This is a genomic window from Polyangium sp. 15x6 (assembly GCF_029960785.1).
GTDB lineage: Bacteria > Myxococcota_A > Polyangia > Polyangiales > Polyangiaceae > Polyangium.
Map to the genome: position 1 here is coordinate 131,665 of NZ_JASBQE010000007.1, position 12,861 is coordinate 144,525.

The 12,861-nt window shown below is 69.1% G+C and carries 12 protein-coding genes; 11 read left to right on the plus strand and 1 reads right to left on the minus strand.

Annotated features, from left to right (window positions below; all coding sequences use genetic code 11):
- Positions 1-505: 505 nt before the first annotated feature.
- The 11 genes from QHF83_RS08060 (at position 506) to QHF83_RS08110 (ending at position 10,189) form a co-directional block, all read left to right on the plus strand.
- On the plus strand, positions 506-1,579 hold the full coding sequence (locus tag QHF83_RS08060; RefSeq protein WP_282417173.1) for a hypothetical protein: 1,074 nt from the start codon (positions 506-508) through the stop codon (positions 1,577-1,579).
- Positions 1,580-1,670: 91 nt separating this feature from the next.
- Positions 1,671-2,273: a tRNA isopentenyl-2-thiomethyl-A-37 hydroxylase MiaE gene (gene miaE, locus QHF83_RS08065; RefSeq protein ID WP_282417174.1), complete on the plus strand. Its 603-nt coding sequence runs from the start codon at positions 1,671-1,673 to the stop codon at positions 2,271-2,273.
- 5 nt (positions 2,274-2,278) lie between these two features.
- Positions 2,279-3,616, plus strand: coding sequence for a hypothetical protein (locus tag QHF83_RS08070; RefSeq protein ID WP_282417175.1), 1,338 nt, complete (start codon positions 2,279-2,281; stop codon positions 3,614-3,616).
- 48 nt (positions 3,617-3,664) lie between these two features.
- On the plus strand, positions 3,665-3,943 hold the full coding sequence (locus tag QHF83_RS08075) for a hypothetical protein (protein ID WP_282417176.1): 279 nt from the start codon (positions 3,665-3,667) through the stop codon (positions 3,941-3,943).
- Positions 3,944-3,948: 5 nt separating this feature from the next.
- Complete coding sequence (locus tag QHF83_RS08080; RefSeq protein WP_170229043.1) at positions 3,949-4,341, plus strand: PIN domain-containing protein; 393 nt, start codon at positions 3,949-3,951, stop codon at positions 4,339-4,341.
- A gap of 357 nt (positions 4,342-4,698) precedes the next feature.
- Positions 4,699-5,172, plus strand: coding sequence for an ATP synthase F0 subunit B (locus tag QHF83_RS08085; RefSeq protein WP_282417177.1), 474 nt, complete (start codon positions 4,699-4,701; stop codon positions 5,170-5,172).
- Positions 5,172-6,137 carry a F0F1 ATP synthase subunit B gene (locus QHF83_RS08090; protein ID WP_282417178.1) on the plus strand — a complete coding sequence of 322 codons (966 nt, stop codon included), beginning with the start codon at positions 5,172-5,174 and terminating at the stop codon, positions 6,135-6,137. The genes QHF83_RS08085 and QHF83_RS08090 overlap by 1 nt, the downstream gene beginning before the upstream one ends.
- Positions 6,134-6,676: an ATP synthase F1 subunit delta gene (gene atpH, locus QHF83_RS08095; protein WP_282417179.1), complete on the plus strand. Its 543-nt coding sequence runs from the start codon at positions 6,134-6,136 to the stop codon at positions 6,674-6,676. Before QHF83_RS08090 ends, atpH begins: the two co-directional genes overlap by 4 nt.
- A gap of 79 nt (positions 6,677-6,755) precedes the next feature.
- Positions 6,756-8,543 (plus strand): F0F1 ATP synthase subunit alpha, encoded by a 1,788-nt coding sequence (gene atpA, locus QHF83_RS08100; RefSeq protein WP_282417180.1) that lies wholly within the window; start codon positions 6,756-6,758, stop codon positions 8,541-8,543.
- A gap of 3 nt (positions 8,544-8,546) precedes the next feature.
- Positions 8,547-9,482 carry an ATP synthase F1 subunit gamma gene (gene atpG, locus QHF83_RS08105; RefSeq protein WP_282417181.1) on the plus strand — a complete coding sequence of 312 codons (936 nt, stop codon included), beginning with the start codon at positions 8,547-8,549 and terminating at the stop codon, positions 9,480-9,482.
- A gap of 95 nt (positions 9,483-9,577) precedes the next feature.
- Entirely contained in the window at positions 9,578-10,189 is a 612-nt protein-coding gene (locus QHF83_RS08110; protein ID WP_282417182.1) for an L-threonylcarbamoyladenylate synthase, read from the plus strand.
- A gap of 21 nt (positions 10,190-10,210) precedes the next feature.
- Here the strand turns inward: QHF83_RS08110 and QHF83_RS08115 are convergent, their stop codons facing one another.
- Complete coding sequence (locus QHF83_RS08115; protein ID WP_282417183.1) at positions 10,211-12,832, minus strand: PBP1A family penicillin-binding protein; 2,622 nt, start codon at positions 12,830-12,832, stop codon at positions 10,211-10,213.
- Between the last annotated feature and the right edge of the window lie 29 nt (positions 12,833-12,861).

Sequence of the window (12,861 nt, forward strand, 5' to 3'; positions counted from 1 at the left end):
GCTGTTCGAGCTTCGCGCAAGGGTTCATCACGGAACGCGAAAACGCACAATACAGGATCAAGCCTCCCCTGCGTAAGCCCTTGGGAGGTTTCCTTCACGATCGTCAGGAAAAATCCTAGTCCCGACGGGCCCCGCCAGAGGCCGCGGCGAAGACGAACCGGAGGTAGCACCGGGGACGGGCGGGCGTCCATCCCCATCGAAAACAAATGCGCCAACTACCTGATTTTACGACGGTTTTTCCGGGTTCGACGGTTCGACGCGTAACGCCGTTCGCGCTCTCCTGGGCGTCACGTTGCGGCGAGGGCCGAATCCATAGCCTCCGGAGGGAGCGCCCCCTCCGGACCCCCGAGAGAGGCGGGCTTTGGCAGACGCGTCCGTCCGTCAAGAGGGAAGATTGTCCATGATTTCCGGCGTTTGCCCGCGACGGCCGTGTCCTGTCCCGAAGCCGTTTTACGCCTGGCCCGAGAAGTTGCCCTGGGCCTCGACATGTGGCTAAGGCCCCTCCATGCGTCTGGTGAGCAGTAGAGCCACCACCCCCGCGGTCCTGTCCGCGCTCGTGGTCGGATCGTGGTCAACGCTTGCGAGTGCGCAGGAAACCGCCCTCGCCCCGCAGCTCGGCTACTCCTACGGAGAGCACGAGACGGCGCGTAGCCTCGCCATGGGCGGCGCGACGCGCGCCGTCGGCAACGGCACGACGGCGATCTTCGCGAACCCGGCGAACATGGCGCTCACGCGCCTCTATCACATCGAGGCGCTGGGGGAGTTCACGCCCGAGGTGACACGCGCCATCGGCGGCGGTGCCATCGTCGACTCGATCACGTCGTCGACCCGCATCGCCGGCGGCCTCGCGTTCTCGGGCGGCATCATCGATCCCGAAGGCGTCGATCGTGGCTTCATCGACGCGCGCGCGGCCGTCGCATACCCCATCGGCGATCGTGTCTTCCTCGGCGTCGGCGGCCGCTACCTGCGGATGATCCAGGACGGCTTCGGGCCGCTCGATGACGCGACAGCGTCGCGTTACAGCTCCGTGTCAGGCGGCCTCGTCGACGCCGCGGGCAAGCGCATGCCGTCGGTCGACGCGCTGACCTTCGACGCGGGGCTCACCATCAAGATCACGCAGTCGGTGTACCTCGGCGTCGCAGGGCAGAACCTCACGCACCCGGGTCACGGCCTCTTGCCCACCACGATCGGCGCCGCGCTCGGGTACGGATCAAAAGACATCACGCTCGAGGTCGACGGCGTCGCCGATCTCGATTCGTGGAACAAGGCGACGGCGCGCGTCATGGCCGGCGGCGAGTACCTCGCGGCCAATCACTACCCGATCCGCCTCGGCTACCGCTTCGATCAAGGCGCGGGCGTCCACCAGCTCTCCGGCGGCTTCGGCTACATCGGCCAGGAGATCGCCGCCGAGGTCTCCGTCCGCCGGACGCTCTCGGCCGAGATCAACAGCACGATGATCGCCATCGGCCTGACGTATCACCTCGAGTCGAGCGGCCTCACGCGGAACCGCGTGAGCGGCGAAGGGTCGAGCGGCGAAGGCACGAGCAGCGAAGACACGGGCGGCGGCGCGGAGAAGTGACGCGCAGCGGTAGGCCGCGCGGGCGCATCCAGGACGGAAGGACACGCCACGCGTCTTGCGCCCGGAAACGTCGTGCCATAGTTCGGGCGTCGTGCTCTGCCTGACCCGACCGACCGATCCCACCTGGGCTGCCGTGGCCCTCTCGGACCTCGCCACCTTGCTCCGGGATCACGCGCACTGCGAGATGAAGGCGGCGTCGAACGCTCTGTCGCTCGCGGCGCGGTGGCCGGAGCGGACGGAGGTTGCGCGCGCGCTCGTCGAGCTCGCCGAAGAGGAGCTGCGTCATTTCCGGGGCGTGCTCGACGAGCTCACCCGGCGTGGTCTCACGCTCGGCAAGCCCGAGGTCGACGTCTACGCGCATGAGCTGCGCAAGGCGATCGGCGTCGGTCGCAAGGGCGCGCCGGAGGATCCGCTCGTCGATCGGCTGCTCGTCGGCGCGGTGATCGAGGCGCGCTCGTGCGAGCGGTTTCGCCTGCTCTGCGAGGCCTTGCGGGCGCGCGGCGACGAGCCCGAGCTGCTCGCGTTCTACGAGGAGCTCTTCGCTTGCGAGGCGCGGCACTACCGCACGTTCGTCGACCTCGCGACGAGCGTGAAGGCGGACGCGGCCGCCGTGCGCGCGCGCCTCGAAGAGATCGCGCGGGCCGAGGGGAGGCTCGTGGAGGTGCTCGGCAAAGAACCCACCGTTCACGGGTGACGTACATGGATCTGCCTCCGCACGAGATCGATCGTCTGATCGCGCGAGCCACGGACGAGCTCCGCCAGAAGGAGCGCGCCTTCCGCGTCGAGGGACCCGCTCCGCGTGGCAACGTGCTCGAAGCCTTCCGCGCGGTGAGCACGCGCTCGATGTGGATCGAGCTCGGCGAGCGCGGCGCGAAGGATCCGATCCTCGCGGCCGCGCGCGCGCACGTCGCAGCGCTCACGATCACGCGCGTCACCTGGGCCGAGCGCGTGCGCCTCGCCGAGGCATGGCACGCGCCCACGATCGAGATCGAAGGTCCCGTGCCCGAGCGCGTGAGCCCGCGCGTGACGCTCGAACGTCTGCTCGACGAGACCGTCCCCGCGCGCCGCCACGTCCTCGCCGATGCGCTCACGCGTGGCGCGGGTGATCTCTCGGATGCCGCGCTCGTCCACGAGGAGCGCCGCGCCGAGGCGTTTCGCCGCCTCGGGATCGAGGACGTCGATACCCTCGAGATCCCCGTACAGCCTGCGGCCTCGCTCGCGCGCATCGCCGAGCGCCTGCTCGACGTGACGGCCGAGCTCATGCCGAAGCGCGCGCTGCGCTGGGACGACGCGCTCGCCGCGATGCTCGCGCGTGACGCCGGCGAGGGCTGGCCCGCGCGCCTCTCGCCGCGCTGGTTCCAGGAGCTCTTCGGCAAGACGGGCCTCTTCGAAGGCCTCTCGATCCCGCCGTTCCCGCTCCCGCGCCTCCTCGGCGCTGCCTCCTTCTCGCGCGCGCTCGCTCGCTTCGGCGAAGCCTTCGCCGAGGCCGACGTCCCGCGCGCCGCGCCCTTCGTGCTCGCGCGACCGCCCTTCGATCTTCGTCGCGCTCGCAGGGCCGCGCTCTTCGGCGCCTTGCCCACCGACCCCACGTTCGGCGTGCGGTCGCTCGGCCTCGGCCGATCGCGCGCGCGATCGCAAGCACAAGACGTCGCCCGCGCGCTCCTCTTCTCGCTCCGCCTCGACGCGGCGCGTGTCCTCCTTCGTGGCACGGTCACCCTCCCGCACCGCGCGCGGCGCGAGCGCTTCGAGGAGCTCACCGATCGTGCCCTCGGCGCTTCGCTCCCCGGCGTGCTCGCGTTTGTCCTTCCCGCCTCCGATCCTCAGGATCCGACGCGCCTCGCGGGCGCGCTCCTCGCCCTCACGGATCGACGTGCGCTCCTCGAGCGCTTCGACGAAGACTGGTTCCAGAACCCGCGCGCGGCTCTCGCCTTGCGTGAGGAGCACACCGTCCTGCCGCGGGATCCGACGAGCCCCGAGGCCGCGATCGAGGCGGGCCTCGTCGAGCTCTCGCGCTCGCTCGCCGAGCTCTTCCGCTGATGCGCGCTCGTGACTCCGGCCGCCCGATCCGGTAGGTATCGTGCCGTGGTGCAGAAGTACGGGATCCCCATCACCGACCTGCCGGGTCATTGCCTCGACGCCGTCGATGCGGCCGAACGCGTCCGCGCGCGCACGCTCGTCACGCGCGAGGGGCATCCGATCGCGGCCATCGTCCCGATGAGCGACCTCGACAAGATCGACCCGCCCGATCCTGCGGTCGACGGCGTCGACCCGCTGCTCTCCTTGTGCGGCACGTGCCGCCACGACGAGTTCGTCGACTCGCTCCTCACCGACATCTCGCAGACCGGACTCTGGCGTCGGGGCTAGCGCGCGTGGGTTACCTCTTCGATACGGCCACGCTGGCCGAGGTCCTCCGCACGGTCCCTTCGCGGCTGCTCGTCAAGCGCCTCTCCGGCGTGCCCACCTCGGAGCGCTGGACGACGTCGATCACCGTCAGCCAGATCCTGATCGCCGCGCGCCGCACGAGGCACCCGAAGCTCATGCAGGACGTCATTCGTCTCGTCGCGGCGGTGAAGGTCGCGCCCTTCGACACGCTCGCGGCGCAGTCCTTCGCCAAGCTCCGCACGACCGTCGCGCCCGACGTCGACACCGACGACGTCATGATCGCGGCCATCGCCGTCACGCACGACTTCACGCTCGTGACGCGCAGGCCCGCGGCGTTCCGCATCTATCCGCACCTGCGCGTCGAGGACTGGACGCTCTAGCGACGGACAGGCGGGTTCGTCCGCGCGACCCCTTCCGTTCGTGGGTGTTCCGTCGGGGCCGACCTCGGACGGGACGCACTTTTTTCGGAAAACGGCAGGGCTCGGACCCGGCTCCTTTGCCCCCTTTCTGCCGCGCGCGGGTGGGCCTGCTTCCGGCGAACAAAAGGGCCCTTCCCGTTCCCTTCGTCACGTGCTAGTTGCCCCCGCGCCCATCGAGAGGGTGTCTTTTTGCCTCTCGCGCGGCCCGTGACGTTCGGAGGCTCTCTCCTCGGGATCAACCGAGGGTCATGACCCCTGGCCTCCCCGCCTCATCGAGCCGATCGAGACATCGAGGCCCTCCGGAGACCGCCGGATCCCGTGAACCACCTCGCCTCAGCCAAGCTCTTCGCCTCGGCGATCAACGTCGATTTCGACCCGACGTTCATCGCCCAGTTCATCCTCTTCACGACGTTCGTCGTCGTGCTGCGGCCCTTGCTCTTCGATCCGCTCCTGCGCGTGTTCGAGGAACGCGAGAAGCGCACCGAAGGCGCCAAGGTCGAGGCCCGCACGATGGACGCGAAGGCCGGCGACCTTCTCACGAGGTACGAGGCGGAGCTCGAGAAGATCCGGCGCGAGGCGAACGTCGAGCGCGAGAAGCTGCGCCGCGAGGCCAAGGAGCTCGAGACGAAGATCATGACCGAGGCGCGCGACGAGGCGGCGCGCATCCTCGAGACGGGCAAGGCGCGGATCGCCGCGGAGGTCGAGCAGATGAGGAAGGAACTGAAGGACGCGCAGCCGGCGCTCGCCGCCGAGATTGCGTCCCGGGTCCTCGGTCGGGAGGTCGGTCGATGATGTCGCGAAGGCTTGCGAAAGTCTTCTTCCCGCTCGCGGTGGGTCTCGCGGGCGCCTCGGCGTTCGCGCAGACGAACCCGAACCAGGGTTTGCCCGCGGGGCACCCGCCGCTCGACATCCCGCCCGGCCAGGCGCGGCCGGCGCCGGGGCAGATGCCCCGTCCGATGCCGGGTGGCCAGCCGGGGCAGGCGATGCCGGGGCGCCCTGGTTTCCCGCCGGGAATGCAGCGGCAGCCGCAGCGCGCGCCTGCGCCGGCGCACGCCGAGGCGGGCGATCATGGCGGTGGGCACGGCGGGCATTGCCCCGGCCATGGCCCGCACGACGCCCCGCATTTCGACCAGATCAACTGGTGGCACGGCATGATCGCCGTGAACAACGAGAAGGCGGTCCAGCCGGGCTTCGTGAACAAGCTCCTCTGGCGCTACGAGAACCACTCGGATCCCTGCGATCCGAAGAACGAGCCGCCGCCGTTCCTCGCGTCGATCCTGAACCTCGGCGTGCTCGGGTTCCTCCTCTACCGCTTCGGCAAGAAGCCGATCGGCGAGGCGCTCGTGAAGCGCAAGCAGTCGATCATGTCGGAGATCGACAACGCGGCGCGCCTGAAGAACGAGGCGCAGAAGCGGCTCGACGAGTACGAGAGCAAGTTCGAGCGGTTGGCCGAGACGCTCGCCGTGGTGAAGGCCGAGTACGCGGCCCAGGCCGAGCTCGAGAAGAAGCACATCGTCGCCGAGGCCGAGGAGCGACGGGGGCGCATGCGCCGCGACGCCGAGTTCCGCATCGAGCAAGAGCTCCGGACGGCGCGGATCGAGCTCATGCGCGAGGCGGTGCAGGGCGCGACGGCGGCGGCCGAGGACATCATCCGCAGCCGAACGGCGCAGGCCGATCTGGATCGGATGAGCGAGGACTACCTGACCTCGGTGCGTGAGGCGCTCGCTTCGAGCGGGCCTGCGGGAGGAGCGCGATGAGCAGCGAGACGATCGCCAGGCGGTATGCGCGCGCGGTCTTCGAGCTCGGCAAGGAGCTCAAGAATCTGCCCGTGATCGCGCGGGACCTCGCGGATTTCTCGGCGAGCTTCGAGAAGTCGGACGAGCTCCGGATGGTCCTTTCGAGCCCGCTCATCGCGGAGGAACAGCGTGAGGCGCTCCTCAAGGAGGTCGGCCAGCGCATGAGCCTCTCCGAGACCGCGCTCTCGACGCTCCGCTTGCTCGCCAAGCGCAGGCGCCTCTCGGCGCTGCCGGACATGGTCCGTCAGCTTGAGAAGCTCGTGGACGAGGACGCGGGCACGCTCCGCGCGACGGTCACGAGCGCCGGTCCGCTCGGCGAGAGCTACCTTGCGAAACTCCGCGCCGAGCTCGAGAAATCGACCGGCCGCAAGGTCGTCATCACGCACGTGCAGGATCCCTCGCTCATCGCAGGCATCGTCACCCGCATCGGCGACCGGGTGATCGACGGGAGCGTCAAAGCCCGCCTCGAGAGCTTCCGCGAGTCGCTGCTCCGCACCTAGTCGATAGGCCGACCGAGGCCCCCAAACTTCCACCGCCCCTCGCACGGGCCGGGTCGAACCAGGATCAAGGACTTCCCCCATGCAGCTCAGAGCCGAAGAGATTTCCCAGATCATCAAGAAGCAGATCCAGAACATCGACAAGGCCGCGCTCGTCACCGAGGTGGGCACGGTGCTCACGGTCGGCGACGGTATCGCCCGCGTGTACGGCCTCAGCCGCGCGATGGCCGGTGAGCTCGTCGAGTTCGTGGGCGCGGGCGGCGAGACGCTCGCGGGGCTCGTGCTGAACCTCGAGGCCGACAACGTCGGCTGCGCGATCTTCGGCGACACGAGCCTCATCAAGGAAGGCGACTCCGTGAAGCGCACGGGCCGCATCCTCGACGTGCCGGCGGGCGAGGCCGTCGTCGGCCGCGTCGTGAACGCGCTCGGCATGCCGATCGACGGCAAGGGGCCGATCGAGACGAAGGAGCGCCGCCGCGTGGAGGTCAAGGCGCCCGGCATCATCCAGCGCCAGCCGGTCAAGGACCCGCTCCAGACGGGCATCAAGGCGATCGACGCGATGATCCCGATCGGCCGTGGTCAGCGCGAGCTCATCATCGGCGACCGCCAGGTCGGCAAGACCGCCGTCGCGATCGACGCGATCATCAACCAGAAGGGCAAGGGCGTTCACTGCATCTACGTCGCGATCGGCCAGAAGCTCAGCACCGTCCGGCAGGTCGTCGACCGGCTCGAGTCCTACGGCGCCATGGAGTACACGACCGTCGTCGCCGCGACCGCGAGCGAGACGGCGCCGCTGCAGTACATCGCGCCGTACACGGGCGTCACGATCGGCGAGTACTTCCGCGACACGGGCCGCCATGCGCTCTGCGTCTATGACGACCTCTCGAAGCAGGCCGTCGCGTACCGCCAGCTCTCGCTGCTCCTCCGCCGCCCGCCGGGCCGCGAGGCGTACCCGGGCGACGTCTTCTACCTCCACTCCCGCCTGCTCGAGCGCGCGGCGAAGATGGCGGACGTCTTCTGGGTCGTGAAGAAGGGCACGCCTGCGCCGCCGCCCGGAGACCGCGACTATCGCGGCGCCGACGGCAAGATCCACATCGGCGAGCAGGGCAAGGAGTCGTCGCACCACAGCTTGAAGGAGATGGGCAGCGACTACGAGATCATCAAGGACAAGTGGTCCGGCGGCTCGCTCACGGCGCTCCCCGTGATCGAGACGCAGGCCGGTGACGTCTCGGCGTACATCCCGACGAACGTCATCAGCATCACGGACGGGCAGATCTTCCTCGAGGCGGACCTGTTCTTCTCGGGCGTTCGTCCGGCCATCAACGTCGGCATCTCGGTCAGCCGCGTCGGCGGCAACGCGCAGATCAAGGCGATGAAGAGCGTCGCCGGCACGCTCCGCCTCGACCTCGCGCAGTACCGCGCCATGGCGGCGTTCGCGCAGTTCGCGGGCGACCTCGACGCGAAGACGCGCAAGCAGCTCGAGCGCGGCGCGCGCATGGTCGAGATCCTGAAGCAGGGCCAGTACGTCCCGCTCTCGGTCGAGAAGCAGGTCCTCATCATCTACACCGGCATCAACGGCTACGTCGACGACCTGCCGGTCGAGTCGCTCGCGCAGTTCGAGGAGGAGCTCTACAAGTACGTCGAGTCGAAGCACTCGACGCTCTTGCCGGCGATCGCCGAGAAGAAGGCGCTCGACGACGAGCTCAAGAAGCAAATGAACAAGGCGATCGAGACCTTCAAGAAGACCTTCGTCCCCGGCGGCAAGTCGAAGCCTGCCGTCGAGGAGTCGGAGGAAGCCGAGGCCCCGAAGGCCGAGGCGAAGGCCGATGGCAAGGCGGCCGCGAAGAAGGCCGCGAAGAAAGCGAAGTAAGCCGTGCCTTCGCTCAAAGCGATCCGCAAGCGCATCACCAGCGTCCGCTCGACGCAGAAGATCACGCGCGCGATGAAGATGGTTGCTGGCGCGCGGCTCAACCGCGCCCAGCAGCGCATCACCGAGCTGCGCCCCTACGCCATCAAGACGCAGGAGGTGCTCGCGGCGATCACGGCCTCTGCGCGCGCGGCGAGTGCGCAGGATGGCGGGCAAGACGTCCCTGCGGAGGCCGACGTCGTCCTCGAGCGTCCGCTCCACCCGCTGCTCGTCGAGCGTCCGGAGCGCCGCGTGATGCTCCTGATCCTCACGAGTGATCGTGGCCTCTGCGGCGCGTTCAACACGAACATCAACAAGCGCGCCGAGCGCGAGTGGAAGAGCCGCGTCGAGCAGGGGCAGGAGGTGATCATGAAGGTCATCGGCCGCAAAGGCCGTGACTACATGAGCCGCCGCAACGCTCCGAACCTCGGCTACCTCCCGGGCGTCTGGGAGAAGCTCGCCCTCGAGACGGCGCAGCGCGTGGGCAAGGAGATCCTCGATCCCTTCCTCAAGGGCGAGGTCGACAGCATTTACGTCATCTACAACGAGTTCAAGAGCGCGGTCACGCAGCAGGTCGTGGTCGAGCGCCTCTTGCCCGTTCGTCCGCTCGCGGAGGGCGAGCAGGCCGAGGGGACGTCGGCGACCGAGTTCATCTTCGAGCCGAGCCGCGAGGCGCTGCTCGACGTGCTCGCGCCGATGTACGTCGACATCTCGCTCCTGCGCGCGCTCTACGAGTCGATGGCGAGCGAGTTCGGCGCGAAGCTCACGGCGATGGACGCGGCCACGAAGAACGCGAAGGAAATGGTCGAGCGCTTGACGCTCGAATACAACCGCGCGCGTCAGGCTGCGATCACCAAGGAGCTCATGGAGATCATCGGTGGCAGCGAGGCGCTGAAGGACTAGGTCCTTCCTCGCCCCGCTCCGCACGTGGGGCGCGTCGCTCGGACGCGCCGAGCCGCGCCCCACGGCCCGCAGTCCTCACCTCTCGAGCCGCACCCGTGGCCATCCTCCTGCCCATCAACCCTGAGCACCCCGAGCCTCGCAAGATCCGACGCGCCGTCGAGATCCTGGAGAAGGGCGGCGTCATCGCTTACCCGACGGACACCGTCTACGGGCTCGGCTGCGACCTCTTCAACAAGCAGGCGATCGAGACGCTCTACCAGATCAAGGGGATGCAGCGAGACAAGAACCTCGCCTTCATCTGCCCGGATCTCGGGGACATCGCGCGATATGCGATCGTCGAGAACGCGGCCTACCGCGTGCTCAAGCGCTTCTTGCCCGGCCCGTATTGCTTTGTGCTCCAAGCAACGCGGGAGGTGCCGAAGATCGTGCAGATGAACAAGAAGACCGTGGGCATCCGCGTGCCTTCGCACCCCGTCACGCTCGCGATCGTGCGTGAGCTCGGTCGTCCGATCATCAGCACGACCGCGGCGCCCCCCGGCGAGGATCCCATGGTCGATCCCTGGGAGATCAAGGAGCGCTTCCCCGGCCTCGAGCTCGTCCTCGACGCCGGCGCCGGCGGCACCCTGCCCACGACCGTCGTCGATCTCAGCGAAGGCGACGTGCACATCCTGCGCGAGGGCGCAGGGCCCATCGACGAGCTCGTTTGAGCTCGAACGAACGCCGGAGCCTCAAGGCTCCTTGGCGTGCTCTCCTTCGCCCTCGCCGGGCGGACCCTCCTGCTTCAGCGTCGGCACCGGGATGACCGGGAGCGGCTCCTCCGCGCCCGCCTCCGCGCCCTCTTCGGCGGCGCCCGTCTCCGCGTCCGCCTCGCCGTCCGGCGCTGCGTCGACGCCCGCGTCGGGCGAGGTGTCCTTCAAGAACACCTCGTCGACCGCGTTCTCCTGCCCCTCGTACGCGAGCAGGCCCGTCTCCGGATCGATCTGCTTGTGCTCGAGGCCCGCGGGCTCGGTTGGCGTGCGCTTCGGTTTGCCCGCGTGCGCCTCGCGCATGAAGTCCACGAACGCGGGCAGCGACGCGACCGCGCCCGTCTCGCCCGCGCCGAGCGGCGCTGCGTCGTCGAAGCCCGTCCACACCGCGCACGCGATGTCCATCGAGTACCCGACGAACCACGCGTCCTTCGACTGGTTGCTCGTCCCGGTCTTGCCGGCGATCCATCGATCGAGCGCCTTCGCGCGTGTCGCCGTGCCTCGCTCCACCACGGACCGGAGCAGGCTGTTCACCAGGAACGCCTCTTCCTCGGTGAGCACGCGCTTCGGCTCCGGCTCCGCGTCGAGCTGGATGTCGACCCCGTTCGGCCCGGTGATCCGCGTGATGAGCCGCGGCTTCTTGTACTCGCCGCCTGCGGCGAACGCAGCGTATGCCGCGGCCATCTCGCGCGGCGTCACCTCGTAGGCGCCGAGCGCGAGCGACAGATCGGCGCCGAGCTTCGACTCGATCCCGAGGTCCTGCGCGAACGTCATCACGTTCGCCGGACCGAGCTCCTGGATCGACCACACCGCGGCCACGTTCACGCTGTGCGAGAGCGCCTCGCGCAGACGCGCCGGCGTCTTCCCTTCGCTCTCGTCGTAGTTGTTCGGCTGGTAGCCCTTCAGCGCTGCGGGGTTCGTCTCCAGCAACGTGGCCGGCGTGAGCTTGCGCGTGTGGATCCCGTACGCGTAGACGAACGGCTTGAACGTCGAGCCCGGCTGCCTCCTCGAAAGCGTCCGATCGAGCCCGGCGCGCACGCCCTCGTAGCCTCCGACGAGCGCCACGATGTCGCGCGTCGCGACGTCGATCGCCACGAGCGCCGATTGCGGACCGAGCTCGAGCCGCAGCCCCGCGGGCTGCGCCTTCTCCTTCGGCGTTTGCTCCGGCGGCGGCTCCTCGTGCGGCTCGGGCGCGCCTTGACGCGGATCCGCGGCCGACGCGGCGGCCTCCTTCGGATCCACGAGGCTCACGCGCAGCACCTTGCCGACCTTCGCGAACTGGCTCGGCAGGAGATCCTTCGGGTTGTACCGACTCTTCCCACGCAGATCGACCGCGCCCGAGAGCGCGCCGATCCGCACGAACAAGAGCCCCTTGGCGTCGTCGTGTCCCGTCACCACGCCCGCGTACACGCGATGACCACTCGGCTTCGGCGCGCCTTCGAACGCGGGCGGCTCGCGTTTGCCCGGCGCGAGCGGCGCGACCATGTTGTGCCGCTTCAGGTACGCGTCGAGGCTCGACCGCACCGCGCCGCGCGCCTTCGACTGCAGCGTCGGATCGATCGTCGTCGTGATCGTGTAGCCGCCGCGATCCGCGTCCGACCCCACGAGCGCGCGCAGCGTACGCTTCGCCTCCTCGACGACCTCGGGCGCCAGCTCGCGCATCTCTTCCTGCGCGGGCGCGAGGTTCACCTCTTCCGCGCGAGCGGCCTCCACCTCTTCCGCCGTCGCGAAACCCTTCGCGAGCATCTGCCCGAGCACGTACTCGCGTCGCTTCTTCGCGCGCTCGAGGCTCACGCGCGGCGAGTAGATGCCCGGCCCCTTCACGATGCCCGCGAGGAGCGCGGCCTGCGCGAGCGTCGCCTCGCGGATCGACTTGCCGAAGTAGTACCGACAAGCCTCCTCGATCCCGTAGCGCCCGTGCCCGAAGTAGATGTGGTTCAGGTAGAGCCCGAGGATCTCGTTCTTCGTGAGCTCCTGCTCGATGCGGCGCGCGAGGATGACCTCCTTCATCTTCCGGTCGAACGTGCGCTCGGACGTGAGCAGCACGTTCTTCACGACCTGCTGCGTGATCGTGCTCGCGCCCTGCTTCGCGCTCGCGCCGCGCAGGTTCTTGTAGAGCGCGCGAAGCATCCCCGGATAGTCGAGCCCCTTGTGCTCGTAGAAGGCCGCGTCCTCCGCGGCGAGCGCCGCGTAGCGCACGTGCGCTGGCAAGGACTCGACGTCGACGATCGTGCGCCGCTCGACGAACAGCTCGCCGAGCACCACCTGACCGCCACGCGCGAGCACGCGCGTCACCTGCGGCGGCCTGTAGCTCTTGAGCTCCTCCGTCGACGGCAGGTCCGCCTCGTAGTGCCGGATCGTCAGCGCGACGCCGAGCATCGCCGCCGCCGCGAGCAGCACGATCGCGATCCCCCCGCGCCGGGCCCAGCGCTGGATCGCTCGCTTGCGCCTCCGCGCGGCGCGCCGCTTCTCGCGCTCCTCGTCGGTGGTGCTGTTCGCCTCGCTCGGCGCTCCGGGCGTGCTGTTCGCCTCGTTCGGCGCCGCGGGCGAGCTCTTCCTCGCGTCGCTACCGTTCTGCTCTTCGGAGGGGCGATCGGCCGGCATGGTGGGTGTCTCGGAAACGCCGAGCGCGC

Bases quoted from the DNA above. Each gene is read 5' to 3' on its own strand.
- atpH (WP_282417179.1), top strand. From the start codon at position 6,134: ATGAGCAGCGAGACGATCGCCAGGCGGTATGCGCGCGCGGTCTTCGAG.
- atpA (WP_282417180.1), top strand. From the start codon at position 6,756: ATGCAGCTCAGAGCCGAAGAGATTTCCCAGATCATCAAGAAGCAGATC.
- QHF83_RS08070 (WP_282417175.1), top strand. From the start codon at position 2,279: ATGGATCTGCCTCCGCACGAGATCGATCGTCTGATCGCGCGAGCCACG.
- QHF83_RS08115 (WP_282417183.1), bottom strand. From the start codon at position 12,832: ATGCCGGCCGATCGCCCCTCCGAAGAGCAGAACGGTAGCGACGCGAGG.
- QHF83_RS08060 (WP_282417173.1), top strand. From the start codon at position 506: ATGCGTCTGGTGAGCAGTAGAGCCACCACCCCCGCGGTCCTGTCCGCG.
- QHF83_RS08090 (WP_282417178.1), top strand. From the start codon at position 5,172: ATGTCGCGAAGGCTTGCGAAAGTCTTCTTCCCGCTCGCGGTGGGTCTC.